This is a genomic window from Neokomagataea tanensis, from assembly GCF_006542335.1.
Classification (GTDB): Bacteria; Pseudomonadota; Alphaproteobacteria; order Acetobacterales; family Acetobacteraceae; genus Gluconobacter; species Gluconobacter tanensis.
The window spans coordinates 568,574-593,654 of record NZ_CP032485.1 but is presented as its reverse complement, the minus strand read 5'-3'; the positions used below and the strand labels follow the sequence as shown (position 1 = coordinate 593,654).

The window sequence follows — 25,081 nt, the reverse complement described above, 5'->3', positions numbered from 1 at the left end:
GAACATGGTGGACGCAAAAGAAGCGCAGTCGTAAAACGGCGTTCTGAAGAATTTAAGGGGCTGATTTTATGCGTATGCGTTCTGTTGTCATGAGCGGTGTTGCCGCAGTTTTGCTTGCAGGTTCTGTTTCTGCTGGTGCGGCTTTTGCGGCACCACAACCTTTGCCCGATAGTGCAGCGCCTGATGCGCGTATTGTTTTGCCCCCTCCGCCTGTGCCAGGTAGTGCTGCACAACAAGACGATGACCGTGTTTTTCACGCGACCCGAGCATTGAAGGGCACCCCGCGCTGGGATTTGGCTGTGCGTGATGCGGACCTTGAGCCCGCGCACCTCGTGGCGGATTTTTCATGCGCTGTAGGACATACACTAGACCTTACCAAAGCACCGCACTTGCAGACGGTTTTGGCGCGTCTTGAGCCTGCGACGATTCACCGTACGTCCGAAGTGAAGGACTTTTGGCACCGTACACGGCCATTCGTCGGTACCTCTTTGCCAATTTGCACGCCATTTAAAGGGTTAGGGCTGCATTCCTCTTACCCTTCAGGGCACACAACGGCTGGTTTCGGCATGGCATTGCTGCTGGCGCATCTGATGCCAGAGCATGCAACCGCAATTTTGCAGCGTGGCCGCGTATTTGGTGAGAGCCGGGTAGTTTGCGGTGTGCATTGGAAGTCGGACGTACAGGCAGGCTACCTGAATGCATCGACCGAAATGGATACGCTTTTGGCAGACCCCGCGATCCAAGATGATCTAGCGGCTGCGAAGCAGGAGTTGGAAGCGCAGTTGGCAACTCCTAATGGTGCGCCTGACGCAGGTGAGTGCAAGGTAGAGGCTGATGCCGCCGCGCATTCTGTTCTCTCTGCGCAGTAATTTTGGATGTGGAGAGTGTAGGGTTTAACGGCCCTACACTCCCCATAATTTACTGAGCTGCATGAAAAGTGAGTGCGCTGTTATAGCGTATGAAATCGGCATCCGGGTCGTGTTGTAGCGGTTGCTCGTAAGTAATTTGTAAAACATTGACTTGGTCAGCATGGATATATGCAGAGGTTCTGCCTTCATTATCCGTAGGCTTGGTCACTTCGCTGAGTGAGTTGAGGAAGTTTTCGTTTACGCGGACATTGGGAAGCGGTTTCCCCTCAAGAAGAACTTGGAGAGGCAAACGATCTCCACGATGAAGGTTTAACGGGTCCACCAGCGGTATGATCTCGACGTGGAGGCCGTGCGCTTTGAGGTTAAGCGGTGATGAGATGTATAAATTCACGCTTTCCTTAATCGCCTGCAACCCTATGGTCGCGCCTTTCAGAAGAGTTTTGCGTTGCCAAGTCCAGTGGTCGTCTTTGGGGAGGCGGGCGTGAAAGCCGAAATTCGCCTGTACTATTATGGCGGCTGCATTCGGCTGTTTGTCGAGCGTTATGTGTTGAGTGTCCTCGTGGTGCAAAAGCGCGATAGGTATTCCATGAGGCGTATAGGCCGACAAACGGGTGAGGACAGATGGATTATAAGCCTCGTCGGATGAGACTTCGGTCATAACAATAGTTGGTTTGCCCAGGCGCTCCAACACGACAAAAGCGCTGCTGGCAAGAAGGGGCGGTGCCCCCACGAACAAGAAGAAAAGTATAAGAGACAAACGGGATATAAGCCGCATTCAGATCCCCCAGTAAAACTCTTTGCGTGTGCCGAAAGGGGCCGGCCGGGGCAGTGCCCGGTCGGTTCTCTCGGTTTATGGCTTCACGTCAAAGCTGTGTTTGAAACCGACAGGTTAGTGGCGGTATGTCAGCTGGAAGGTGACGGCACGCCCTGCTGCGATGCGTGCGTAATTTGTATAAATGCGATCATAGTACCGCTTGTTTGTTAAGTTCTGCAGGTTACCTTGCAGGTCAAGCGTTGGCGTAATCTGGTAGTCGGCCACCATGTCCAACCGGACGTATGATGGTACCCAAGTCTGGTTGTTAACATTGGTGTAGCGCTTGCTCATATAAGTCACGCCGCCGCCAAATTTGAATTGGGGTAGAATGCGGTAAGTGCTCCACAGGGCAATTGAATTTCCGGGGGTGTAGGGAAAACGCTTGCCAATATTTGCATGTGTTGGGCCACCATCAAGTACGGTGCTGTCAAGATACGTCCAACCGCCAAACATATCCCAACGTCGCGTCAGGTGCCCTGCAACATTGATTTCCGCACCGCGGACACGCTGTGTCCCTGCGTTAATCATGCCACCGATGCCGTTAGAAACCTGAGCATTGGTCATTTTGCCGTTGAAGAGAGAGCCCGTTACGGAGAGATTGCCGTGGAGCAGGTCCGCTTTGGCGCCAACTTCAGTGTTCTTGCCGTTTTGTGGTGCAAGCTTGCTGTTTGTAGCATTAAGCGCGACTTGCCCGTCTGCTCCGGCTTCGACGCCTACCGGGTTTGAAGCGGTGGCATAAGAGAAGTAAATGCTGACAGGTTTGATGGGTTTGTAAACGGCGCCCGCTTGATAGTTAACAAAGCTTTGGTTGTTGCTGAGGCCTAACGTGCCTTGCTTGGCATATGTCATAAAACGATCAAAGCGTACGCCGCCATTGATATAAAGGCGGTCGTTGAACATGCTCATTGTATCAAATGCGTAAGCAGAGCCTGTCGTCGTATTTGTATTGAGTTGCGGGACGCCCGGCTCCCCTACAGTGTAGGAGCCTGTCCACGGGTTGTTAACATTCCAACTCGAGAGGTTAAGGGCGGAGATGCAGTTGTAGGCAATGTTGCAGGGAGCGCCTGCGCGCATGTTATTGCCCTTGGAATCACGCATATAATACGAGAGGCGCTGTGTCCGCTCGCGGGAGAGTTCGATCCCGCTATTGATGGAGTGGTGGATGAAACCAGTGTTAAACTTGCCCATAAGCATCGCTTGCTCTTGAGCGTTATCAGTATGATAGAGGCCTGATTTTGCTTGCAGTGAAATATTAGGATTGTTCAGCGCAGTACTAACCCATTGCGGATTGGTGGCAATAAAATCGTACTGAGTGCTGGTCCATTGAACGGTGTTTCTGAAGGTAAAATTCTTCCACAAATCGCGTTCGAAAATGATTTGACCCATATTGGTCGTGCTGCGTTCAAAGTCTCTGTCCTTAAGGCCTAGGACGAGATGACGGGGAATAGCTAAAGGCTCATGCGTTACTTTGTCATACGGTGCTGAATAATCGGGCATGCCAAAGCTGTAGAGGTGATAATAGCCAAGTGTCAGTCGTGTTGGGGTGCCCAAGCCGAACGAGACAGATGGTGCTACGCCCCATTTATGCGCGCCGGTGGGGGCGCGGCCAGCAGTGTCACCGTCCGCGCCCATGGCGTTGAGGCGTACGGCCGTTGATGAACCAATCTGACGGTTAATATCGAGAGTACCGCGCTTATATGCGGCTGTGCCAAAACCGATTTGCCCGGATGTGAGGTTGCCTAGTTGTGCTTTCTTTGTGGTGATATTGATTTGGCCACCCAATCCGCCACGCCCGCCATAAACAGAGCCAGGGCCTTTGAGCACTTCAATTTCATCAACGTCAAATGTTTCGCGTTGAGAGACGCCGCTATCACGTAGGCCATCAATATACATGTTGCTAAATGAGCCAAAGCCGCGAATGACCGGATAATTCCCTCCCGGTACAGCATATGCATCACCGCCACGGAAGCTGATACCGGGTACGGTTCGTAGGGCTTCCTCAAAGGAGGTGGCATTCACCAGCTTCATTTGCTCATGCGTGATGACGGATACGCTGCGCGGTGTGTTGAGCAAAGAGGCGGTAAATTTCGGATTGGGCGATGTCCCAGTGAGTTGCGGATGTGAATGGCCCCAAGCAGTAAAGCGGTCTTCATCGCCTTGTGCTTCAATCGACGTGTCTGTTTTCGGTGCTTGCGGGTGTGCTTGTGCAGTGGTGCCGCTTGCTACAGGGCTGGGAGCTGTTTGAGTTGTGGCATTGGCATGGCGCGATGCCGATGTTTTCGTATGTGCAGTTTGTCCATGATGGGTGTGCTTGTGTTGCGCTGCCAAGCTGGGTTGCGCTGCGGTGAAGCTGAGAGCTGTCACAAATAACGATGAGCTGCTGAGAAGGCAGAGCCGGTGGAAAGGCGACATTGAATTTCCCTAAAACCAAATGTGATTTGAGGGAGGGCTAGTTTTTTTAACAAAAGATGTAAATGAGAAACATTCGCATTTTGTTATATTGCAAATTATGTGTGTTCTGTAAAACACAGTTACAAAAAACCCCGACCAAGAGGCCGGGGCGGGGGATTAGGGAACGCGTTCGTCCGAGGTGGCGGGAGGTTTGGGGCGCCTTTTACTGATGCCCCTGTGCTTGCGGTCTACTGCTTCGAGGAAACGGTCTGCCAGCGCACCGTAGAGGGGGCGGGGACACACCATTCGTGATACACCGAAAGCAAGGAAGGATGTTGCGAGCAGTGCGAGAGTAACTTGTTGGTTATCGCACATTTCCATCACGATGATGGTAGCTGTAAGCGGGCACTGAGCAACGCCACAAAAATATGCAACAGTTCCGAGCAGGACGACAGCCCCCGGGTTGGTGTGGGGAAGGAACTGCTCGACCCAACCGCCTATTCCAGCGCCAACGGCGAGGCATGGTGCAAACATGCCGCCCGGCACGCCTGAGCAGTACGAGACGACCATAGCGATGTATTTAAGTACAAAGAAGGAGGCCGGATAATGCTCGGTGCCAGCAAAGATGGCTCGGGATTGTGCGTACCCCGTGCCGTATGTTTGGCCGTGAGAAAGAATACCGATAACAGCCGTGATAAACCCACAAATGCCAGCAAAGAGGATCGGGTGTTTGGCCGCAAAAGGGCCGATGGGCTTAGGCAAACCACGCGATATGCGGATGATGAGGGAGGAAAAGCTTCCTCCGGCCAGCCCGCCCAGAATACCGCAGGTTAAAACGGCAATCCACGCTGTTCCGACCGGAACGTCTACGTCCGCATGGCCGAAATATGTGTAATTTCCCAATAGGGCGATTGCTGTAACACCTGAAAGGACGACAACGGTAAGAGTGCGGCCAGATGTGCGTTGTTCGAATGAGTGAGACAATTCTTCGATGGCGAACACAATGCCTGCAAGGGGGGTGTTAAAGGCCGCAGCCATGCCTGCAGCGCCGCCAGCCAAAATCATGCTTCTGCGTGCAGAAATACTGGATTGTCCGAGTACTCGCGAGAAGCTGTGCATGATGAAAGCGCCCACCTGTACACTGGGGCCTTCGCGACCAACGGATGCACCGCAGATAATCCCAAGGCATGTCATGAGGACTTTGCCGAGCGCAATGCGGAAGGAGAGAATGCGATCAACAATTTTGAAGTCGTCAATGTGCAGAGTTGCAATTGTCTGCGGTATGCCGGAGCCCTGCGCCCCCTGGAACACGGTTCGTGTTACCCACATGATGAGAGCAAAACCGATAGGCGACAGGATCAGCATCACCCAAGGGTGCCATTCAATGATGCGCTCGCGGAGGTCGGCCGCGCTGTCCCCTAATTTCGCGAACAAAACTGCGACGATGCCGATTAAAACGGCCCCGGCCCAGTAAAGTGCAGTGCGCTTCCACTGTGTTTGGGTTTGGCGCGCGGAACGGCGCAGGTGGTGTATGCGGTCTTTGCGGCGCAAAGCGTGCTTGGAGGAGACGTGCCCGCCCGGGGTCGGTTTTGGGGAGGCGGCGGAGGTGTTGGGTGTATGATCAGCCAAGAGCACACTGTCCGGTTTGCAGGATTTTGCGGCAAAAAAAGGTGTTGGGGAGGGGGTTCCGCAACGCCTCTCCCGCTCCTGCACCCTTAAAAGAATGGGGTCAAGGATACTGGAACGTGCAAGATAAGATTCCGTTGCGGGGTGATGTAGTGAAGTCGCAGTTCTTCAACCTGCTCAGGATAAGACGAGCACACCAGAGTGCTTGGCTTTATTGCTTGGCTCAACGTGAATGTGGATGGAGGCGCGGCCCAGCTCATCCCGAATAGCGGCCTCGACCCGGTCACAAATCGTATGTGCTTCATCGACGCTCATATCGTTCTGTACAACAAGGTGGAACTCAACAAAATGCAGGTCACCGACTTTGCGGATACGCACGTCATGCGCCTCAATTGCGCCTGTTGCGCTTTGGGAAATTGCGTTGCGTACGTTATCAATGCAGTCAGGGGCTGGGGCTTCATCCATGAGGTCCGACATGGAGTGGCGCATCATGGAAAAGCCAGCGCGCAGAACGTTTATAGCAACAATGCCAGAAAGCAGTGCGTCTAGCCGGTCCCAATGCAGGATAGGAATGAGCGCTACGCCAATGACGAGGGCAATAGTCGCCCAGACGTCGGACTGCACGTGTTCGCCCGCAGCAAGGAGGGCTTGGGAGCTCTGTTTACGGCCGACGCCGATGAGAATGCGTGCCCAGATTAAGTTGATAAGCCCAGCTAAAGCATTCAATGCCACGCCGGAGAGCGGGGCTTTGACAGGGTGGGGATGCATCCAGTCTAAGATGGAAATTAGGAGAATGCCTAACGCCGTGAGAACAACCAGCACGCCTTCAATAACGGCAGAAAGGTATTCTGCTTTGCCATGGCCATAAGGGTGGTTGTCATCAGCGGGGCGAATGGCAACCGTCAGCGCAAAAAGCGTTCCGCAAGCAGCGATGACATTAAGTATGGTTTCAATCGCATCGGAAAGCAGGGCGTCAGAGCCTGAAACCAAATAGGCTGCATATTTTACAGCCAAGACAATAAGACTGACGCCAATCGAGAGGCGTGCAACATTACGGCGATCGGTCATTAATCAGGCTTTTGGCAGTTTTGGTGCTGGGAGGCGCATGCGGTCAGTGCATCCTCAATTTGGAAGGTGGGGTGCCCGATACGAAAACGTTTGCGTAGTTCAGCACGTGCCGCATCGATAATCTGGGCGTTAGTGACGGTCTCGTTCTCTGCATCGCGGAGGATGTGGACCGTCAATGCTGTTTCAGTCGTGCTCATAGGCCAGACATGCAGGTGATGAATATCTTGAATGCCGGGCAGGGCACGCAATGTTTGTTCAACCTGTACAATGTCAATTCCGTCAGGAACGCCATCGAGAGAGAGGGTGACGGAACCTTTCAAGAGCGACCACGTGCCTGCGATGATGAAGAGCGAGACAAGCAAGCTGACGACGGGGTCAATGATGGTTTGACCTGTCCACGCTATGGCGATGCCAGCCAGTACAACTGCAAATGCCATGACGGCATCAGAGGCCATGTGGAGAAAAGCTCCGCGCATGTTCAGATCGTCATGGGCTCCGCGCATGAAGAGAAGAGCAGTGCCGCCATTGATGAGGATACCAACTAAGGCGACCCAACTTACCACATTCCCAGCGACTGCTGTGGGTGTGACAAGCCGCAGAACAGATTCCCAGATAATCCCGCCGGTAACGAGCAGCAGGAAAACGGCATTTGCGAGTGCGGAGAGGATGGTTGCGCGGCGCATTCCGTAAGTGAAGCGGCTACTTGGCGTACGGCGTGCCAGTATTTGAGCGAACCATGCGCTTGCCAGTCCCAAAACATCGGACAGGTTATGCCCGGCATCCGCCAGAAGTGACATGGAATGAACCCGTAGTCCCCATACGGTTTCTGCGAGAATATACACAATGTTCAGGCTTATTCCCGCGGCGAAGGCTTTCCCGAAGTTTGCCGGCGCGTGATGATGGTGCCCATGCCCATGCCCATGCCCATGCCCATGCCCATGCCCATGCCCATGCCCATGCCCATGCCCATGGTGATCGTGTGCGTGACCATGATCATGGCTGTGATCATGGTGGCCGTCATCATGCGAATGATGATGAGTATCCGTTCTGGACGCATGCTGGTGCGAATCGTTTCCGCACGGCTTTGAGTGCTGAGGGGAGTTATCAGTCATTTTCGGAAGGGGCTGTGTTATGGGAGGGTTTGCATAGCGCAATTTTGGTCTTGCGCCAAAGATATGTCGTCCGGGCAAGGCATAATTTTGTGGAAGCGACGCAGAAACGTCACAAGGGTGTGGCGTAAAGAAAGACAAGATCGTAGTAGGGAGGCCATGACTGACATGCAACATGACCATATTTCGGAGAGCACGAATGCGGCTCCCGCTGCTTCGTCTCGTTCCAAGAGAGGTCTCTCTATAGAGAAAGTGATGGAGAGGGCTTTTTTTGCCACGCGTTGGATCGCCGCGCCGCTGTACTTCAGCCTGACCATTGGGCTGCTGCTGGTCGCGTTCAAATTTTTCCAGCAACTAGCAGAATTAGTCATGCATGTGCATCATCTTGATTTTGATGATGTATTTGTTGGTGTTCTTGATCTGATTGATTTGGTCCTTTTGGCCAATCTTCTTCTTATTGTGATGTTTTCTGGGTACGAAAACTTTGTTTCGCGCCTCGATATTCGTGAACACGCAGATTATCCCGCATGGATTGGTCACGTCACTTTTGGCGATATTAAAATTAAGCTGATGGCTTCTATTGTCGCAATGTCAGCGATCCACGTTCTGGCGGATTTCATTCGCGTCGATGAGACGAGCACGCGCGCATTAGAATGGAGCGTGGGCATACATCTTGCTTTCGTTGTATCTGGCCTGCTGATGGCGCTGATGGACCGGATTATGGAAGGCACGCCAGACACCCAGATCGCAGACCCAGAGCATGCAGCAAAGAAGCACGGCCCGCACGCATGATACGCCTAACAGAACTACGTCTACCGCTTGATCATACTCCAGAGGCTTTGGAGGAGGCTGCACGTGCAGCCTTGAAGCTGTCTGCGGCACAAAAATGCGACGTGACAGTCGCACGCCGGGGTTACGATGCGCGCAAACGCGGGCACATCGTGCTTGTGTACAGCCTAGATTGTGCCGTGGATGACGAGGCTCGTTTGTTGGCCGTGCATGCGGAAAACCCACATATCCGCCCGCGCCCTAACACTGAGTATCGTTTGCCGCAGGTGGCTATTAGCGCCGATACTCCGCGCCCTGTTGTCGTTGGAGCTGGACCTTGTGGCCTGATGGCCGCCCTGACATTAGCACAGGCAGGCCTGAGGCCAATTGTGCTGGAGAGGGGGAAGGACGTTCGGTCACGGACTAAAGACACCTTTGCTTTGTGGCGTCGTTCTGTATTGACGCCGGAGAGTAATGTTCAATTTGGCGAGGGTGGGGCTGGTACCTTCTCAGACGGTAAGCTCTATTCGGGGGTTTCTGACCCGAGAAATCTCGGGCGTCGTGTTTTGGAAGAATTTGTACGGGCAGGAGCACCAGAAGAAATTCTGACAATTTCAAAACCGCATATTGGTACGTTCCGACTTGTCAGAATGGTCATGTTCATGCGGGAAGAAATTGAGCGTCTTGGCGGGGAATACCGTTTCAGCACGCGTGTGGACGACCTCGTAACCGAGGGCGAAGGCGAAAACCGTCACCTTACAGGTTTGCGTTTGGCGAATGGTGACGTGTTGCCTGCATCGCATGTTGTGTTGGCCGTAGGGCACTCAGCACGCGATACGTTTGCCATGTTGCACCGTCAGGGCATTGCCATGGATGCAAAGCCTTTCTCTATTGGCGTTCGTATTGAACACCCTCAAGCGGTTATTGATGCAGCGCGCTTTGGGGACCAGGCGGGGCATCATTTGCTCGGTGCTGCGGATTATAAACTTGTCCATCATGCGTCCAACGGGCGTGGTGTTTACTCGTTCTGCATGTGCCCCGGTGGTCAGGTTGTCGCTGCAACATCTGAGCCGGAACAGGTTGTTACGAACGGCATGAGCCAATACTCCCGCGCAGAGCGGAATGCTAATGCGGGGATGGTCGTCGAGGTTAAGCCTGAGCTGGACTACCCTGATGACGTGTTGGCCGGTGTTGCCTTTCAAAGGAAATGGGAAAAAGAGGCCTACAAAGTTGGCGGCGGTGATTACCGAGCGCCTGCACAGCGGGTGGGTGATTTTTTGGAAGGTAAGCCTTCCACGACATTGGGTAGTGTGATCCCGTCTTACACGCCGGGCGTGACGCCCACCGATCTTTCATTGTGTTTGCCGGACTTTGTCACGGAGGCCATGCGCGAGGCTTTGCCTCGGTTTGAGCGCAAATTGCGCGGCTACTCCATGGCAGACGCGGTAATGACGGGCGTGGAAACGCGAACATCTTCGCCCATCCGTTTGCGGCGTGGGCAGGATGGGCATAGCCCCAGCGTGAAGGGTGTTTTCCCAGCTGGTGAGGGTGCCGGCTACGCCGGAGGTATCCTCTCAGCGGGGATTGACGGCATCCGCGTAGCTGAGTGGGTGGCTGCTGCGGTTGCCGTTTGAAGTAGAGTTGAAATCCAGAGAGTAGTGTTGGAGAGGGGCTTAATGCCCCTCTTTTTGTTCGTCCTCGTCGCCTTCCATGACGGCGCCGGGGAGATGCTTAGGTTGCAGTATCGCAATGCCAGCCGTCAGGAGAGATGAACCGATGACCAGCGATTCAGCCGCAATCGGCAGAGTAGCTGGTGTTGGTCCCATACCGGGGATCAGGCGGCTGGCAATGCCTTGCCCCAGCGATCCAAGAGCATAGCCCAGCCCCATTCCGAAACTGCGCGTTTCCGATGGGAAGCATTTGGAAAGGTAATGCGGGACGAGGGCGAAAATACCCGAGGATGCGCCACCCATTACGAAGGCAGAGACCAGAAGCGCAGGCCAAGATACGGCGTTTAGGAACGGCCAGATGGTCAGCACGATGAGTACGAGTGCCCCAAGCATGACCTTGAGATCCCCAAACTTTTGGGCTAGCCAGCCGCAAAGGATTTTTCCTGTCAGAGAGCCAATGCAGTACAGCGTAACAGGCCAGAAAATGCTGTGCAGGGCAGGCTCGTGTGAGGTGCGCAGGATGGTTGGATAAAAGGTGTAAATTGCCGCTTTTTGGAACTCCAAGACGGCCATGAAGGAAATCGCCTGAATTGCCGCCGCGTCGAAGCGGAATTTGGGGCGGGGGCGCTTTTCCTGAGGGGACGCTCCGTCGAGTAGTTCAGCGCGTTTGCGGAGCCAGACAGGACTTTCTTTCACACCGATACGAATGAAAAGCGCCAACAAAGCCGGTACCAGGCCGATGAAGAAAAGAGCACGCCAGCCATAATGTGGCAGAACCAGTTCTTGCGCGGCATTGGCAGAGAAATACCCCACTTCGTAGCCAGACATCATGATGGCGGAAGCCATAGGGCGCGTCCGTGCAGGCACGCTTTCCATTAGCAATGCAGCAGATGCTGTCCATTCGCCGCCAAAGCCAATGCCGAACATGAATTGCACAACAATGAGAAAGAGAATGCTGTGCGCGAGGCCTGTCATGGCAGAAAAGACAGCAAACCAGATAACGCCGAGCATGAATGCGAAGCGCCGCCCGTAACGGTCTGAAAGCCAGCCCCAGCCTGTATTGCCGATAGCGCGTCCAATAGCTTGGGCCATGAGGACACCACCAAGGGCGGTTAGGGTGCAGCCGAGATCTTTTGCGATATCGGGTAGGGTGAATTGCAGGCTGGTCTGGTCAAACGCATCAAGGAACCAGCCCAAGAATGACGCAAGCGTAATTTGCCAAAATGGCAGCAGTTGCCGGAAGGGGCTAGGGGCCGATGTATCGGGGCCTGTGCGTATGGCGGAAGCCGTCATGTGCAGGGTCCTTGAGGACAAGAAGAAATCTTGGGAGGGTTAGGTAGTGTTTCTTCTCTTAAATGCGAAGGGGTAGCTTCGAAAAAGAGGAAGGCAAACAGTGAAGGTCTGGAACAAACGCCAGAGCGAAGCGGGTGTTTCAAACGATGGTGTTTTAATTCGTAATCTATTTATACCTTGAAGAAGAGTGGTAATTTGCGACGAATTTTGTATCGACATGGTCTTGTGTCAGATAAAAAGGGAAAAATGGCAGAAATTAAGGAAATATTAGAATTTTAAGACGCAATATCTTCGCGAAATAAAGAGGAGATATCAGCGTTGAACACCTACGAAGATGGCGCGGCCATTGATGTTTTGGAGCAGGTGAACGCTTTGGTGTCACGGTCAGATATGCCTGATACTGTTAAGGGCAACGGTTCAGACGAACCGAATGGCAGAGACAAAGACCTCAAAAGCATTTTATTTAATACTGAAATTTTTGCGACAACCCTGCGCAGCCGGCGTGCCCGACGTAAAAGCGCTCCACCAGCATTGCGGTGGCAAACCCGGCATAAGCCAGTTGTTGAACCTGAGGGGCACCCCGTCGGGGCACAAGCTGATATGAAGCAACTGGGCCTCTCTGTTCCACGCCCTATAGCTCGAAAAGCACGGATCAAGAACCCGGAACATGCCGTTCAAAAAAGTGATGGGGAGCTTCTTCGCTCCGCATGTTTACAGGCGGCTCAATGGGAAAAGGGCAAGCGCCTGATGGTGGCGCTGGGGGATAGTTCAGCCCCAGATGCCGGGTTTAACGAACGTCTGGCTGCAATTTTAGAAGACACGGGCTTTGATCCCGCATGTCTGGATTTGGTTTTTTCGGAAGATGGTCTGCGTCGTTCAGACGTGGAAACGTGCTTCACGCTGGCAGCGTTGAGAGACCGGGGTGTTGGGATTTACTTATCGGGCTTTGGGAGCGGGGTATCGAGTTTGACGCTTTTAAAAGACCGTGCTTTGGGCGGGCTTCTTAGTGGCGTGCAGTTTGATTGCTCAGTGCTTCTGAATTCTGGCCGTCTTTGCCGTGCTCAAGCCGATGATGCGCTGCTGGACCCCGTTAAAGTGGCTTTTTACCGTGCAGCGTTAAGTGCGGTGCAGGCTTTAAAGCTTAGGATTGTGGCCTGTGGGGTGGATACAGAAGAGTTGAGAGAGTTTGCCACCGCGATTGGTTGCCACGAAATGATGGGTAGTGTTTGGGCCGTTGCTGAAACTTTGGGAAGACGTGTAAAAATGCGTGGCGCCCGAGTGGTAAGTGTTATTTAGACTTCTGTTGCTTGTATCAGCCTGTCTTCTCTGTCACGACGCACTTGGCATTGCGTGCGGGCAACCTACATAGAGCCGTGCAGGAGAAAACGCTATGAACTATGACCAGATATTCCAGACAGCACTTGACGCACTGCATGCGGATGGCAGTTACCGCTATTTTGCTGAGCTGGAGCGTCGTTCAGGGCGTTTTCCTAAAGCTTTTCACCATGGTTTGGACCGTGAAGTAACCGTTTGGTGCTCCAATGACTACCTTGGCATGGGGCAGAATAAGGTTGTGCTGGACGCAATGCACAAAGCGCTTGATGAGACAGGTGCTGGTGCGGGCGGCACTCGCAACATTTCAGGCACCAACCATTATCATGTCGCGCTTGAAAAGGAATTGGCAGCTCTGCACGGGAAAGAGGCAGCCCTGCTTTTTAACTCAGGGTATCTTTCAAACTGGGTAACACTGGGCACAATTGCAGGGCGGTTGAAGGGCTGCGTGGTACTTTCTGACGAGCTGAACCATGCGTCCATGATTGAGGGCATACGCCACTCCCGTGCTGATAAGCAGATATTCCGTCATAATGATGTCGAAGATTTAGAGCGACGCCTGAAGGCGCTGCCAGCTGACGTTCCTAAAATTATTGCTTTTGAGTCTGTGTACTCAATGGACGGCGACATAGCGCCTATCAAAGCATTCTGTGATTTGGCCGATCGCTACGGTGCCATGACTTACTTGGACGAAGTGCATGCGGTTGGCATGTACGGCGAGCAGGGTGGCGGCATAGCCGAGAAGCTAGGACTTTCTGATCGTTTGACGGTTATTGAGGGGACGCTCGGTAAAGGTTTCGGCGTCGTAGGCGGCTATATTGCCGCTTCAGCACCGCTCTGTGACTTCGTGCGCTCCTTTGGCTCTGGTTTTATATTCTCAACCGCGCTTCCGCCGATGATCGCGGCCGGCGCGTTGGCAAGTGTTCGCTATCTGCGTGAGCACTCGGAAGAAAGGGCTGGCCAGCAGCGCGCCGTTGCTCATTTACGGGAAGCTTTGAACGCCAAGAATATTCCGCATGTTGGCAATCCCAGCCATATCGTCCCGGTAATGGTAGGAGAGGCGCAGCTATGCCGTGAATTGTCCGATGCGTTGCTTAAACGGTTTGGCCACTACATCCAGCCCATTAACTACCCCACTGTACCGCGTGGTACGGAGCGCTTGCGTATCACGCCGGGGCCGCTTCACGACGATGGTATGATTGATGAGTTGGTCGAGGCGTTAGATGTTCTGTGGCAGGAATATCAGCTTCGCCGCGCAAAAGCCGCGTAACACAGCAAGTACAGCTTCCGTTTTTCGGAAGCTGATTGTCTTACATAAACATGAGGCATGTCTCTTTCACCCTCTAAAAAGAGACATGCCTTATTCTGCATTAAATATTAGATATGGCCATCAACCGTGAAGCCGAAGGCACGAGGCTGACCAACCTGCCCCTGTACACCTGACCACAGCTTCTGACCGCTGTACAAAATATGCTCGTTGGTCAGATTCTTAATGTAGAATCTCAAGGTGTAGTAGCGGGCCGTATAGCCAATATTGGCGTTCAAGACATTGTAATTGCCCGAGATAACGCTTTGGCCGCTTGCAATTTGAGGGGCGTAACTTCCCACGCGATTAAAGTTCGCGCCCAAGAAGAGGCCGTTTTTGAATGTTTTCTCTAAGCCTACGTTCAGCGTGGCAGAGGGAGCGTTGCTGAATTTTTGGCCCTGTACGCTTTGATACTGTGTTGGCGCCTGTGTAATTTTTGTCGCCAGAAGCCCAAGCCCACCAAAAACGCGGAAGCTTTTTGTGAAGTTGTAAAGAGCCTCTGCCTCAAGACCAAGGCTACGTCCGCGTGGAATATTTACGAAGGTATAGTTTATAAGGTCCTGATAGGAGTGATAGTCGTTGTAAAACAAGTTCGTATTGAGGTTTAACTTTCGGTCGAGCAGTTCTGTGTGGCCCCCGAGTTCGTATGTTGTGACTGTTTCTTTATTGTATTGATAATAAGAGCCAGTGTTCCAATCAATGGCACCGCCACCAGGGTTATAGCCGCGGCGGACTGTAAAGCTGGCGCTGGTAACAGGGGTGAAAGTATAGCTCAGGCCACCCTTTGGCAGGAACATTGTTGTTCCAATATCGCTCTGCACTTTGCCCCATGACAGTGCCACGTCACGTTTTTGCTCTTCACGTTCGACGCGGGCGCCAGCAATAAGGTTGAGCCCGGCAACCAGATGTAAAGTGCCGTCGACATAAGCGGCGTAGGTGCGCTCTTTGTCTGGGCCATTGACGCCAAGGTCAGACTTAATGTCTTGGTCACGATTGAAGTAATAAAGTCCGCCAACAGCGTTTAAACGTGAAGCTGCAGGTGCATAGATAAAACGATCTTCGACGGTATTATTTTGTTCTTTGAGCGCAAAATGCGCCAGAGTGTTGGCGCTTCCTAAAGCGTTGGATTGGCGGAAGACCGCATCATACCAGACATGGCCATATGTGAGCTGGTTTGAGAGGGCGTTTGAGATTTGGTAGGTGGCGCGAAGGCTGGCTTCGTCAACGCTAGAATCCGTAACCCGGGTGTTCATGTTGGTGTTATCGAAGCGGTAATTGAACAAATCTGGCGCCGTGGATGTATAGAGATATTCGCCCTGTTGCTCGCGGTGCCATCCCATGAGCGTCACGCTGAGTTTGGGAATGGCTTTTGGTGTCCAGAGGAGCTTACCGCGGACAGAGGTTTGGCTAATTTCGCGTGGATTGAAAGGCCAGTTCGTACCGGGGTAGTGAATGTAGCTGTTGCCGCGCACGCCGTCGGCCGTGATACGGAATGCGAGCTCGTCTTTAATAATTGGGCCTGACAGCATTCCGGCAAAAGTACCTTTGCTTCCAGCACTTTCGTAACCACCGCGAATAGCGGCTTGCCAGAATTGCGTTGGGGCCTTGCTCGAGAGGGTGATGGCACCACCAATAGCATTACGGCCTTGTGTCGTTGCTTGCGGGCCACGTAGTACGCTGACTTGCTCCATGTCCCATGTGCCGGAATCCGCGTAGCGCTGCCCGGCATATGTTTCTGGCAGGCCGTCGATGATCACGGCGGTCCGTGGGCGACTACCAGACATAATCGTGAAAACACCACCGCCTGCGCCAGAGCCAGTAACACCACGAATGGTTGGAATATCGGCCGCATTGCCGATCATGTTGGGTACGCGGTTTACGACATCGTAAAGCGAACGGTATTCGCTGGAATCAAGTTTTCTCAGAACGGTGATAGCGCTGTTTGTATTTTGCAAGCGGCCCAGCTTTTGCCCGATCACAACGATAGACTCTGTGGAGCCCGCTGCATTAGCAGCATTTTTTTCAGCTGCGGCTTTGTGCGCTTGTTTAGCGTCTTGTTTGTTAGTTGTTGCTGTTGTGTTTTCTGAAGCGAATGCTTGTTTTGTGAGGCATTGAAGCGTCATAGCGCTGACGAAGGTTAGCGCTGTGCAAAGCAAGAAGTATTTTTTGGGGTGAGAGGACGTTTGAAGGGCCAGCATGTCTTTATTCCATTAAATTGTAAAAATTTTTACAGATTTGCTAATGATAATAATTCTCATTTTCAGTAAATTGTTATTTTATGTGTCAAGTTTTTGGCTGGAGGATTGTTGTATAAAAAGCACATATTTTCAGGGTGGAATCTGAGACACGACGATGTGAGGCCTCGTTATTTGAATGATTTATTGACAAAGCAGCTCCAAGCCGTGAATCCTAAAGTCACCAGGGGGAGCTTCACCTACGAAGCTGAGAGGTCATTGGTTCTTTGTTTGTGGCAAAGAGCGGTGTGACGACCCTGCCGGGCGCCATGGTGTCGTCCGGGGAACCTGATCCGGTTAGGACCGGCGGAGGGAATGGTTATGCAGGGCGCTTGGACTCGTGAGGTCTGTCGTTTCGTGTCTTCCCCCGTTGGGGTGAGGAGGACATATGGGCGACAATATGCAAAATTTGAGCGGGCATGCAGCAAAGGCGCAGCGCCCCGTTGGACAGGTCACAACAGGCCCGATTGAGGGATCTGTTAAAAAGTGGTCCTCCGCACCGGGGTATCAGGATATCGTTGTCCCATACCGGGAGATTGCGCTGCACCCTTCTGCAAATGAGGAGCCTGTGCGCGTTTATGACACGTCTGGCCCTTATACCGATACAAACGTTGAAATCGATGTAGCGAGAGGGTTAAGCAAGCCGCGTGCACCTTGGATTGCCAAGCGTGGCTTCCGAAAAGTTGAGGCGCGTCGGAGCGTACGGCCTGAAGATAATGGTTACGTCAGTGAGGCACAGGCCGTGCCGTCATGCCCGGCCGAGCATGATGTTTTTGACGGAAATGATGCCCGATACGTCACGCAATACGAGTTTGCGCGGGCAGGCATTGTCACTGAAGAGATGATTTACATTGCGCATCGTGAAAATGCGTGCCGGGCAGAAATGGCCGCAGGTGCTCAGGAACGCCGTGCCGATGGTGAGGATTTTGGAGCAGACATTCCTGCCTTCATCACGCCGGAATTCGTGCGCGATGAGGTGGCGCGTGGCCGGGCCGTCATACCGGCCAATATCAATCACCCTGAAATTGAGCCGGTGATTATTGGCCGTAATTTCTTGGTGAAGGTGAATGCGAATATCGGTAACTCCGCCGTAACGTCATCCGCAGCGGAAGAGGTGGAAAAGCTCGTCTGGGCCATACGTTGGGGCGGGGACACAGTGATGGACCTGTCTACAGGGCGGAATATTCATAATATTCGTGACTGGATCATGCGGAACTCCCCAGTGCCAATTGGTACTGTGCCACTGTATCAGGCGCTCGAAAAAGTCGGGGGTGTGCCGGAGAAACTTACATGGGAAGTTTTCCGTGATACGCTGATTGAGCAGGCAGAGCAGGGCGTTGATTACTTCACCATCCATGCGGGCGTTCGTTTACAGTACATTCCGCTGACGGCTAAGCGTACGACGGGCATTGTGTCGCGCGGTGGTTCAATCATGGCGTCGTGGTGTTTGGCGCATCATCGTGAGAGCTTTCTGTACGAGCATTTTGAAGAAATCTGCGACATCATGCGTCGGTACGATATTACGTTTTCGCTTGGTGATGGATTGCGACCGGGTTCCATTGCAGACGCGAATGACGCCGCACAATTTGCTGAACTGGAAACGCTGGGTGAACTAACCAAGATTGCCTGGGCCAAGGGGTGCCAAGTCATGATTGAGGGGCCTGGTCATGTGCCTATGCACAAGATCAAGGTGAATATGACAAAGCAATTGGCAGAATGTGGCGAAGCGCCGTTCTATACGCTCGGCCCATTAACGACGGATATTGCGCCGGGCTATGACCACATTACTTCTGGTATTGGTGCGGCAATGATCGGTTGGTTTGGTACAGCAATGCTGTGCTATGTCACGCCGAAAGAGCATCTTGGCCTGCCTGATCGGTCCGATGTAAAAACGGGCGTAATTACGTATCGCATCGCTGCGCATGCTGCTGATTTGGCCAAAGGTCATCCTGCGGCTCAATTACGGGATGATGCAATTTCGCGGGCACGCTTTGAGTTCCGGTGGGAAGACCAGTTCAATCTGGCGCTTGACCCGGATACGGCACGAAGCTTCCATGACGAAACTCTTCCGAAAGAAGCACATAAAACGGCACATTTCTGCTCAATGTGTGGCCCTAAATTTTGTTCAATGAAGATCAGTCATGACATTCGTCGTGAGACGGAACGTCAGGAAGGTATGGAGAAAATGCGGGAAACATTCCAAGACCACGGAGCGCAGCTATATGTGCCCCAGCCAGAGGTCGTTAAATAAGAGAAATAATTTATCATTCTAGCACCGAGGTCTTGCGTAAGTTAAACAAACTTACGCATTATCTGGGGGATGCCTCGTAAAGAACAAAATCCCCCTTTCAATTATGATAAGAGTGTCAATCGCTTAGCCACTAAAGCTGGTGGATGTGCCGCGCATTGCGTCGTGCAGGTCATGCAAAATAACCGCGCGGGCCTTGTGCGTGAGAGCGCCAGTCTGCTGCGCCATTTAGGAAAAATTTGGCAAAAACGTTCGATAGACACGCAAGATGTGTGGGAAGAGCTTGAGGCGCGGTTGCAGCTCGCTGAAGAACTGCGTGAGCAGGGTATAAGACCAACGAAAAATGGCCGTTACCGCTCAACGAAGTTACCATGATCAACGCCCGATCACGTTTGAGAACAAAATAAGACTCTAGTGCAAATTTAGGGTATGCTACTCTGCATCATGCAAAGCTTTAGCGATTTAACTCAGGCGTCTCTCAAGACATTGACGCATTTCGATGATGTCGTACTGATTTTGGTGCTGCTTTCAGGTATTTGGGGCAGCTTTCGTGGCTTTGCGACTGAGGTATCGGGTCTATTCTCATGGATTATGGCGATCGTCGTGACGAATCGCCTGCACATGATGTTTGAGCCATATCTGGCACCCTACATCCAAGACGTCTGGTTATTACAGGTTCTGAGCGGCACGCTGGTTTTTGTGGTGACGCTGCTTTTCCTAGCTATGGTCGGGCGTAAAATTGCCGCGCTCGCACGGACGGGCCTCTTGAGCGGTGTGGACCGTTTGCTAGGCTTCGCTTACGGGGTTTTTCGCGGTTATTTGGTCGTGGTCGCATTTTGTTTGATTGCGGGGGCTTCTTTTGGTGCGATGACGTCCTATCTGATGCAAGGAAGTCTCACCGCGCCATATATTGTTGCAGGAGAGACGCGTTTGGTTGGCTATCTGCCCTCGTCTTGGCGTTCGCATCTTGCATCGTCGGCAACAAGCGGCCATGACGCCCCGTGAGACCGTCTAGTGGAAAGGCTACGCTGCGATGAACCTGAACGAAACCTCCAACCGCCCTTATGAAGAATGCGGCGTGTTTGGTGTTTGGGGCGTTCCGGACGCTGCGGCGTTGACTGCCCTGGGTCTGCACGCTCTACAGCATCGTGGCCAAGAGGCCGCCGGCATTGTCTCCTATGACGGTGAGCGCTTCCACCAGCATAAAGGCCTTGGTCTAGTTGGTGAGGTGTTTGGTGACAGCCGTGTCATTGCATCGTTGCCGGGCCCTGTCGCGATTGGCCATAACCGTTATGCGACGACAGGCGGCACACACGTACGCAACGTTCAGCCGCTTTATGCGGATTATGAGTTTGGCGGCTTGTCCGTCGCGCATAACGGTAATCTGACGAATTCAGCAACGCTGAAACAGGCGTTGGTGAAGCGCGGTTGTATCTTCCAATCTATGACAGACACGGAAGTGTTTATTCATCTGATTGCGATCTCACTATATTCCAACGTGCTGGATCGTTTCCTTGACGCTGTAAAACAGGTGAAGGGGGCTTATTCCTTAATTACCCTCACACCAAATGATGGCCTGATCGGGATGCGTGATCCGCTGGGCGTGCGTCCTTTGGTACTGGGCCGTCTGCCCGGTCATGAGGTCGGGAATGGTGGCTGGGTTCTCTCTTCCGAGACATGTGCTCTCGACATCATCGGCGCTGAATACGTACGAGACATTGAGCCGGGCGAAGTTGTTGTCATTGATGAAACCGGCATCCGTTCACTGCACCCGTTCGGTGACCAAGGCGCACGTTTTTGCGTGTTTGAACACATCTACTTCGCGCGGCCGGACTCTGTACTGGAACATGTCCCAGTATATGAAGCGCGGAAGAAGATTGGCGCAGAATTGGCTTTGGAAAGTGGCGTGGAAGCTGACGTGGTGGTGCCAGTGCCTGATTCCGGCGTTCCATCCGCTGTAGGTTATGCGGCTCAAAGCAATATACCTTTTGAACTTGGGATCATCCGCAATCACTATGTTGGTCGGACGTTTATTGAGCCGACAGACCAGATCCGAAATCTTGGCGTAAAGATGAAGCACTCAGCCAATCGTGCGGTGCTTGCTGGAAAGCGCGTGATTTTGGTCGATGATTCGATTGTCCGTGGCACAACATCCCGCAAAATTGTCGACATGGTGCGTGCGGCTGGGGCAACGGAAGTGCATATGCGCATTACGTCCCCGCCAACGAAGCATCCTTGCTTCTACGGTATTGATACCCCCGAAGAGAGCAAGCTGATGGCTGCTACTCATACAGTTGAAGAGATGGCTAAGGCCATTGGGGTAGAGAGCTTGGCATTCGTAAGCTTTGATGGTCTCTATCGCGCGCTTGGCCATAATGGCCGGGCAGAAGGTGCAACGCGTTACTGTGACGCTTGCTTTACTGGTGACTACCCGATCTCGCTCGTCGATAAGGAAGGTAATCTGGTTCACTAACCAGATTACTCACCGTATTAGCGCTGGGATAAGTCCCGGCGCTGATACGGTCTTTTGTTAATGTATTGGCAGGCTAAGCGTGGCGGACAGCCCGGGCTGTAAATCAGTATATTCCATTGTTCCGCCAAGCGTCCCTACCACGTGTCGTATCATCCGACGCCCAAAGCCTTCGCCTTTGGAAGGCGAGCCTAGGCTCTCCCCCTGATCTGCCACCTGTAATGTTAATCTCTCGCCCCGTTGGGTTAGGCTGATGTGCAGTGGCCCTGCCTGGCCGCCATAAGCGTATTTGCTGGCGTTTATGAGCAGTTCTGTCACGATAAGGCCGATATGTATTGCCCGGTCAACTTCGAGGGTGATGGAAGTCAGGGATACTTGTAGTTCCTTGCGCCACTCAGGGCCGCAGGATGTAACGACATCTTCGATCAACTCTTCCAAATAGCGGCCAAGATCTACGACGCCGAGGTGCTTGTCTTGATAAAGACGGCGGTGAACAAGGTTAATTGCTGAGACGCGCTTCTGGGCTTCATTCAACGCGGAGGCTGTCTCTTTTGAATGGGCTGAGCGGCTTTGCAAGTGCAGAAAAGCTGAGACCATCTGAAGCGAGTTTTGGACGCGGTGATTGACCTCACGGATGAAAATATCTTTCTCTTCAAGCAGTGCTTCGCGCTCCAGCAAGGTTGCTTCCAAGCGCGTGTTTAGCGCGGTGAGCATGCGCTTGTGATGCTCGGTTAGAAGCAGTTGGCGTAACTTACTTGCTGCTTGAATGTGGTCGTTGGACCATGGGAGGGTTCGGCCCGTTACGGTTTGCCGCCATGTATCAAAGGAATGACGGGGCTGTAGGACCCCTTCCGTCGTATCCGTCAGTTTGTGCGGGTTTCCGGCCCACTCGATGGTTTGAATGACCTCCGCCCGGCTCCAGATCAGGGTCAAGGTGGGGGCGAATGGTAAGGTAATGGCGGTTAGGCCTGCCATTTGATCTGGCCACGCAGCCGCCGGCGGATAGACTTCCTGCAAATGGTCATGTGTGTAGAGGCCCGCAGGGCTGTGCTTCATGAGCCATATTTGGATTTCATGTAATGCTGCATTAGGTGGCAGCATACCGTGGCGGGAAACGCCGTCTGAACTTACGACCGCAAAACCATCGCAGGGTAAGAGCTTCATAAAATGAAGGCAGTTGATGCGTAATGCTGTTTCAAGTGTTTCGGAAATAATGAAGTAGGAGGGAATTGTATCGAGAATATTCTTTAAACGCAGTCGTTCTTGGTAAGTGATTAGTTCTTCTTTTGCGTGTATTTGGCGAGACATAATGCCCGCAAATGTGCGGCAGATTGTGCGTGTCTCGCGGGTTAGTAAGTGAGGGGTTTTATGGTGGCAGGTAAGGAGCCCCCACAAAACCCCATCAATAACAAGCGATACCGATGCAGATGCTGTCACATCCATATTCAGCATATATTGTAGGTGAACGGGCGATATCGCTCTCATCTGCACCGAGCTCAGGTCCAGCATAGCGAGCTCAGGCAAAGCGGGCCGTAATGGGGCCGCGACTGTCCGTGCATCGGGAATAGAGCGGACGCGGTTTTGTAAATAGAGAGCGCGTGCTTGTTTTGGGATGTCACTTGCAGGGAAGTGGTGGTGTATCAGAGAAGGGAAGTTGTCATTACGGCTTTCCGCTACGACGCGACCATTTCCGTTATCAAGAAATTGGAAAACCAGAACACGGTCAAAGCCAGTAATTCTACGGAAAGCATCGGCGCCCTGTCGGCAAATAGTTGTAACGTTAGGGCCTCGCTCAAAGCGCTCAGCAATACTGTCGATATCCCCTAATATTTGGGACGTATCGAGGGGGTGGATGGGCTGGGGTTCGAGTTCCGCAATGATGAAATCAGTAATATAGTGAAGAATAATAGAGAGTGCTTGGCCACTAATCTCTCTTATGCAGGCATTGTGGGGAGAGGGTTGTTTTTGCCGTAAAATTTCTTCTGGTATGGCTAATATTTCGCTTAAAGAGCGGCCCAGCCAGTCAGGGCACAGTCGGTCTTCCAGTTCGCCTGCACCGGAGATGATTTTCAGATTTTCTGCGTGAGCGACAAGAAGCAGGCCGTAGCTTTGGATCCCCCCGGACGATGAATCGGCTCCTTATCGCATGTCGTCAGAGCTTCTGGTGAGAAGTCCTGATGCTTACTTTGTGGAGGTACATGCAAGGAAACCACGGGTGCGTTTTTCCAAAGTAAGGAGGTGAGTGGTAAATGAATACCACTCACTATAGCGCAATGAGTATTTTTTACATTCAGAAAAGAGTATGCGCCGATATTTAAATTCTATGATTTCAATGGGTGTCAGCTTCTAACCATTTTTGAACATCGCTGGCAAAGGCGTGACGACTTTCTGGGCGGAGGTAAAGCATATGACCGCCTTGATACAGGTGCAGTGAAACGCGCTCAGAACCAACCGTAAGGTGATCTTTCAGCCAGTGGGCAGTACCGAATGGGCAGGCAAGATCATAATAGCCGTTTGCCACGAAAATGCGCATTGAGGGGTTCAGCGCGAGCAAGCGATTTAGAACCGGAATTTGATGGACCGGGCTCGGGCCACCTTCGCTCCATTTCCAGCTTGCGTTTACGGATAACGATAAGAGGTCATAGGTCAGGGGTGTATGGAAACCCAATGCATTAGCAGCATAGCCCGAGAACGCGTTTCCGTAGGCACGCCCAAAGCCGAACAGCGTTGGATCTGGGCTTTCGTCAAGCCCATCAGCGGCTGGGTCGGCAATGGTTTGGGTGTAATCATACAAGCCATGCAGGCGGCCATCTATAGACATCACATCGTGCGAGCCAACAGCTGGCACACCGTGCTGGCGTGTAATTACGCTTTCCGGCAAGCCGGTGCGCTCAGCGACGTCGTGGTAAAATGCGCTGTCTTTGTCCGTCAGGCGGCCAGCAATCTTGGTCAGATACGTGCTCATGGCCCATTGGTAAGCGGCGTCAGCGCTCTCAGGTGTCGTATTGGGGCTTTGATGAGCGGAGATCAGGGTAGGCAGCATGAGAGCTGCTGAAAGGGGGTTATCTTCCGTATCAAGCAGAGGCATTTCGATGGCTGGTGAAAGCATCACGAGGCCATCAAGCAGCGTATTTTGTTCCATTTGCAGCGCATTGGCGACCTGAATGGCGCGGATACCGCCATAGCTCTCCCCTACGAGGTAATGAGGGGATTCCTGACGATTATTTTGAGCAATCCAGAGTTGGATGACTTTAGCAAAAGCGCTTGCATCCTGCTTAACGCCGTAAAACTGGGCGGCAGCTTTGGTTGGGTCAGTCGCGCGGGAGTAGCCGGTGCCAATGGCATCAATAAAAACCATATCGGTGCCGGGGAGCCAGCTATCAGGGTTATCGCCCAATGTGGCATGTGCACCGTCAGTCGGGTCTTTGCTCGGCATAGTCAGCGCAACGGGGCCAGCGGCGCCGAGGTGCAGATAAGCTGTGCCGCCGCCCGGTCCGCCGTTGAAGAAGAAAGCGACAGGCCGCTTGGCGGCCGTTGCTCCGTCTTTTGTGTAAGCAACGTAAAACACGCGTGCTGAAGGGGCGCCCTTTGCATCCCGCAAGGTTAGAGTGCCAGCATGAGCCGTGTAAGCAATTGAGCCGTAATGGTGTTTCGTAACGCTGTCAGCGGGCAACAAAGCCGCGACGCCGGTAAAGTGGTCGTCATTTGTGCCAGCAGCGGGGGTTGGCTTGGCAGCGTCTGCTGCGTGGGCTGAGGAAATGGTTGCTGCACCGAAAAGAGCACAGGAGAGGAGTGCCGCCCGGAAAGAAAACCGCATGAAAAGCTAGCCCTAACATGGTTATTTGAAAGGTTATATTATTTCAAATAACCATGCCTGTTGCGA

General features: G+C 52.8%; 20 protein-coding genes and 1 pseudogene. 11 read left to right on the top strand and 10 right to left on the bottom strand.

What is annotated here, in order from left to right:
* Window positions 1–68: 68 nt before the first annotated feature.
* On the top strand, window positions 69–869 hold the full coding sequence (locus D5366_RS02750) for an acid phosphatase (RefSeq protein ID WP_240775304.1): 801 nt from the start codon (window positions 69–71) through the stop codon (window positions 867–869).
* A 49-nt stretch (window positions 870–918) separates the two neighbouring features.
* Here D5366_RS02750 and D5366_RS02745 read toward each other — a convergent pair whose 3' ends face one another.
* The 5 genes from D5366_RS02745 to D5366_RS02725 all read right to left on the bottom strand — a co-directional run bounded on the left by D5366_RS02745 (window position 919) and on the right by D5366_RS02725 (window position 7,610).
* The gene (locus D5366_RS02745) at window positions 919–1,644 is read right to left on the bottom strand and encodes a DUF4198 domain-containing protein (RefSeq protein ID WP_141492202.1); all 726 of its coding nucleotides are present in this window, start codon (window positions 1,642–1,644) and stop codon (window positions 919–921) included.
* Between the two features lie 114 nt (window positions 1,645–1,758).
* The gene (locus D5366_RS02740) at window positions 1,759–4,095 is read right to left on the bottom strand and encodes a TonB-dependent receptor (protein WP_141492201.1); all 2,337 of its coding nucleotides are present in this window, start codon (window positions 4,093–4,095) and stop codon (window positions 1,759–1,761) included.
* 156 nt (window positions 4,096–4,251) lie between these two features.
* Window positions 4,252–5,703 carry a chloride channel protein gene (locus D5366_RS02735; protein WP_141492200.1) on the bottom strand — a complete coding sequence of 484 codons (1,452 nt, stop codon included), beginning with the start codon at window positions 5,701–5,703 and terminating at the stop codon, window positions 4,252–4,254.
* A gap of 174 nt (window positions 5,704–5,877) precedes the next feature.
* Window positions 5,878–6,768 (bottom strand): cation diffusion facilitator family transporter, encoded by an 891-nt coding sequence (locus tag D5366_RS02730; RefSeq protein ID WP_141492199.1) that lies wholly within the window; start codon window positions 6,766–6,768, stop codon window positions 5,878–5,880.
* Complete coding sequence (locus D5366_RS02725; protein WP_338036363.1) at window positions 6,768–7,610, bottom strand: cation diffusion facilitator family transporter; 843 nt, start codon at window positions 7,608–7,610, stop codon at window positions 6,768–6,770. The genes D5366_RS02730 and D5366_RS02725 overlap by 1 nt, the downstream gene beginning before the upstream one ends.
* A 41-nt stretch (window positions 7,611–7,651) precedes the next feature.
* On the opposite strand from D5366_RS02725, the gene D5366_RS12165 reads away from it, so the two are divergent.
* The 3 genes from D5366_RS12165 to D5366_RS02715 are packed head-to-tail and all read left to right on the top strand — an operon-like array spanning window position 7,652 to window position 10,279.
* On the top strand, window positions 7,652–8,008 hold the full coding sequence (locus D5366_RS12165) for a hypothetical protein (RefSeq protein WP_306345042.1): 357 nt from the start codon (window positions 7,652–7,654) through the stop codon (window positions 8,006–8,008).
* A 28-nt stretch (window positions 8,009–8,036) separates the two neighbouring features.
* On the top strand, window positions 8,037–8,669 hold the full coding sequence (locus D5366_RS02720) for a TIGR00645 family protein (RefSeq protein ID WP_373317504.1): 633 nt from the start codon (window positions 8,037–8,039) through the stop codon (window positions 8,667–8,669).
* A complete protein-coding gene (locus D5366_RS02715; RefSeq protein WP_141492197.1) occupies window positions 8,666–10,279 on the top strand; it encodes an NAD(P)/FAD-dependent oxidoreductase in 1,614 nt (537 codons plus the stop codon). The genes D5366_RS02720 and D5366_RS02715 overlap by 4 nt, the downstream gene beginning before the upstream one ends.
* A 39-nt stretch (window positions 10,280–10,318) precedes the next feature.
* On the opposite strand, the gene D5366_RS02710 is transcribed toward D5366_RS02715, so the two are convergent.
* Entirely contained in the window at window positions 10,319–11,608 is a 1,290-nt protein-coding gene (locus D5366_RS02710) for an MFS transporter (protein ID WP_141492196.1), read from the bottom strand.
* 318 nt (window positions 11,609–11,926) lie between these two features.
* Between D5366_RS02710 and D5366_RS02705 the strand changes: the two genes are divergently transcribed.
* Both D5366_RS02705 and hemA read left to right on the top strand, forming a co-directional pair.
* Window positions 11,927–12,904 carry an EAL domain-containing protein gene (locus tag D5366_RS02705; protein WP_141492195.1) on the top strand — a complete coding sequence of 326 codons (978 nt, stop codon included), beginning with the start codon at window positions 11,927–11,929 and terminating at the stop codon, window positions 12,902–12,904.
* Between the two features lie 94 nt (window positions 12,905–12,998).
* Window positions 12,999–14,210: a 5-aminolevulinate synthase gene (gene hemA / locus D5366_RS02700; RefSeq protein WP_141492194.1), complete on the top strand. Its 1,212-nt coding sequence runs from the start codon at window positions 12,999–13,001 to the stop codon at window positions 14,208–14,210.
* 107 nt (window positions 14,211–14,317) lie between these two features.
* Here hemA and D5366_RS02695 read toward each other — a convergent pair whose 3' ends face one another.
* Window positions 14,318–16,444: a TonB-dependent receptor gene (locus D5366_RS02695; protein ID WP_141492193.1), complete on the bottom strand. Its 2,127-nt coding sequence runs from the start codon at window positions 16,442–16,444 to the stop codon at window positions 14,318–14,320.
* 436 nt (window positions 16,445–16,880) lie between these two features.
* Between D5366_RS02695 and thiC the strand changes: the two genes are divergently transcribed.
* The 4 genes from thiC to purF all read left to right on the top strand — a co-directional run bounded on the left by thiC (window position 16,881) and on the right by purF (window position 21,201).
* A complete protein-coding gene (thiC, locus tag D5366_RS02690; protein ID WP_141493775.1) occupies window positions 16,881–18,731 on the top strand; it encodes a phosphomethylpyrimidine synthase ThiC in 1,851 nt (616 codons plus the stop codon).
* Window positions 18,732–18,800: 69 nt separating this feature from the next.
* Window positions 18,801–19,103: a phosphoribosyl-ATP pyrophosphatase gene (locus D5366_RS02685; RefSeq protein ID WP_141492192.1), complete on the top strand. Its 303-nt coding sequence runs from the start codon at window positions 18,801–18,803 to the stop codon at window positions 19,101–19,103.
* Between the two features lie 69 nt (window positions 19,104–19,172).
* Window positions 19,173–19,733, top strand: coding sequence for a CvpA family protein (locus D5366_RS02680; RefSeq protein ID WP_170211032.1), 561 nt, complete (start codon window positions 19,173–19,175; stop codon window positions 19,731–19,733).
* 28 nt (window positions 19,734–19,761) lie between these two features.
* Window positions 19,762–21,201 (top strand): amidophosphoribosyltransferase, encoded by a 1,440-nt coding sequence (gene purF, locus D5366_RS02675; RefSeq protein WP_141492190.1) that lies wholly within the window; start codon window positions 19,762–19,764, stop codon window positions 21,199–21,201.
* Between the two features lie 57 nt (window positions 21,202–21,258).
* Here the strand turns inward: purF and D5366_RS02670 are convergent, their stop codons facing one another.
* On the bottom strand, window positions 21,259–22,914 hold the full coding sequence (locus tag D5366_RS02670; protein ID WP_338036369.1) for a histidine kinase dimerization/phosphoacceptor domain -containing protein: 1,656 nt from the start codon (window positions 22,912–22,914) through the stop codon (window positions 21,259–21,261).
* Here D5366_RS02670 and D5366_RS12160 point away from each other — a divergent pair.
* Window positions 22,834–23,025 carry a hypothetical protein gene (locus D5366_RS12160; protein WP_338036362.1) on the top strand — a complete coding sequence of 64 codons (192 nt, stop codon included), beginning with the start codon at window positions 22,834–22,836 and terminating at the stop codon, window positions 23,023–23,025. The two genes, D5366_RS02670 and D5366_RS12160, sit on opposite strands and share 81 nt — an antisense overlap.
* 90 nt (window positions 23,026–23,115) lie before the next feature.
* Here the strand turns inward: D5366_RS12160 and D5366_RS12155 are convergent.
* Window positions 23,116–23,262 (bottom strand): annotated as a pseudogene (locus tag D5366_RS12155) (hypothetical protein); the annotation flags it as partial.
* 265 nt (window positions 23,263–23,527) lie between these two features.
* On the bottom strand, window positions 23,528–25,015 hold the full coding sequence (locus D5366_RS02665) for a S10 family peptidase (RefSeq protein WP_141492188.1): 1,488 nt from the start codon (window positions 25,013–25,015) through the stop codon (window positions 23,528–23,530).
* Window positions 25,016–25,081: the final 66 nt, after the last annotated feature.